This is a genomic window from Nonomuraea antri (assembly GCF_013283785.1).
GTDB lineage: Bacteria > Actinomycetota > Actinomycetes > Streptosporangiales > Streptosporangiaceae > Nonomuraea > Nonomuraea antri.
Map to the genome: position 1 here is coordinate 1 of NZ_JABCPZ010000517.1, position 1,613 is coordinate 1,613.

1 protein-coding gene is annotated in these 1,613 nt (G+C 69.8%); it reads right to left on the reverse strand.

The annotated features are described in order from the left end of the window. Positions 1-1,248: MFS transporter (locus HII36_RS55055; RefSeq protein WP_173531362.1), on the reverse strand; the 1,248-nt coding region annotated here is incomplete at its 3' end. Between the last annotated feature and the right edge of the window lie 365 nt (positions 1,249-1,613).

Below are 1,613 nucleotides of genomic sequence, written 5' to 3' on the forward strand. Positions count from 1 at the left end.
TTCTTTGGGGGATGGGTTGGTGTGGCGGAGGGGGGACGTCCAGATCCAGATGGTGCTCAGGGCTATGCCCGCCGCGCAGATCAGGATGACCGCGCGCAGGCCGATCAGTTCCGCCAGGAAGCCACCGGCGAGCCCGCCCAGGGACAGGACACCCTGAACGGCGAACGTCATCGTGGCGTTCACGCGGCCGCGGAGGTCCGGGGCGACCTCGCGCAAGGTGATGGCGCCCATACAGGTGGCGAACGCGACCACGATGCCGCCGGTGAGCACGGCCGTGAGTGAGAGCAGGGTGAGTTTCCACCACAGGGGGCCGTCCAGCAGGCCGACGGCCAGGACGTCGATGGGGAAGAAGAGCACCGAGATCAGCAGGACGCGGTTCTCGCCGTAACGCTTCGACACGCGGGACGTGAGCCACGCGCCGAACAGGCCGCCCGCGCCGGACAGGGCGATGAGCAGTCCGACCAGGGCCTTCGGGATGCCCAAGGTGTTCACCAGGTAGAGCATGTGGACGGCGGTGTATGCCATGGCGAAGAAGTTGATCGTGACGCCGGCGCCGAGCAGGGCGCGGAGTACCGGGTGTCCGGTGCTGGCGCGCAGGCCCGCCACGACGTCGCGCCACATGCCGCGTGAGGGGGCGGGTTCGTTGTGCTCCGGCGTCCGGATGGAGCGTAGGAGCAGCGCCGAGGCCAGGAAGGACAGCGCCTCGGCCAGGATGGCGATCGGGGCCGTCAGGAGTTGCACCAGCAGCGCGCCCAGGCCGGGGCCGCCCACGGAGGCGACCGAGTAGGAGGCGTGGAAGCCGGCCATGGCCTGGGTCCGCTGGTCGGGGGAGACGATGGCGGCCACGTACGGGAAGTTCACGGCCTTGAACAGGACTCCTGCCGAGCCGATCACCAGGGCGACGATGATCAGCCAGGTGACGTTCAGCAGGCCGAGGTACCAGGCGAGTGGGACGGTGGCCGCCGCCGCGCAGGAGACCAGCTCGCAGGCGATCATGGTGGGCCGGTGTTTGGTGAGGCGGTCGGCGATGGCGCCGCTCTGGAGGCCGAACACGAGGGCCGGGATCGACGCGGCGGCGGTGAGCAGGCCCATCTGCCAGGGGGCGGCGGACAGGAGGGTGACGGCGGTCAGGGGGACCGCCAGCTTGGAGACCTCTGAGCCGGTGATGGAGATGGTGCGGGCCGACCAGAGGAGGCGGTAGTCCCGCTGCTTGCGGAGCGGGGCTTCCGAAGGTTCCGCACCCTCCAATGGTTCTGCGCGCTCCGGGCCCTCCAGCGGTTCTGAGGGTTCCGGGCTCTCCGCCGGCTTCGTGGGCTCCGAGTGCTGCGGTTCCTCGGGCTCTGCACGCCGCAGGTCCGAGGGTTTCGGGGCATCGCCGGTTCTGAAGGGCTCGGGCGGCTCGACGGTTGGGTGGACTTCGGGTGGTCCCCCAGTTCCGAAGGCTCTGGGTGGTCCCACGGTTTCAAGGGCTTCGGGTGTTCCGACGGGTCCGCGGGTTGAGGGGGTTCGAAGGACTTTGCCGTGACGTGGGGCGTCTTGTGTGGGGAGCTCGATGCCTGTGGGTGTTCGTGGTCGTGGGTGGCCGGGGCATCGGGACGGGTGGGGGTCTGGGG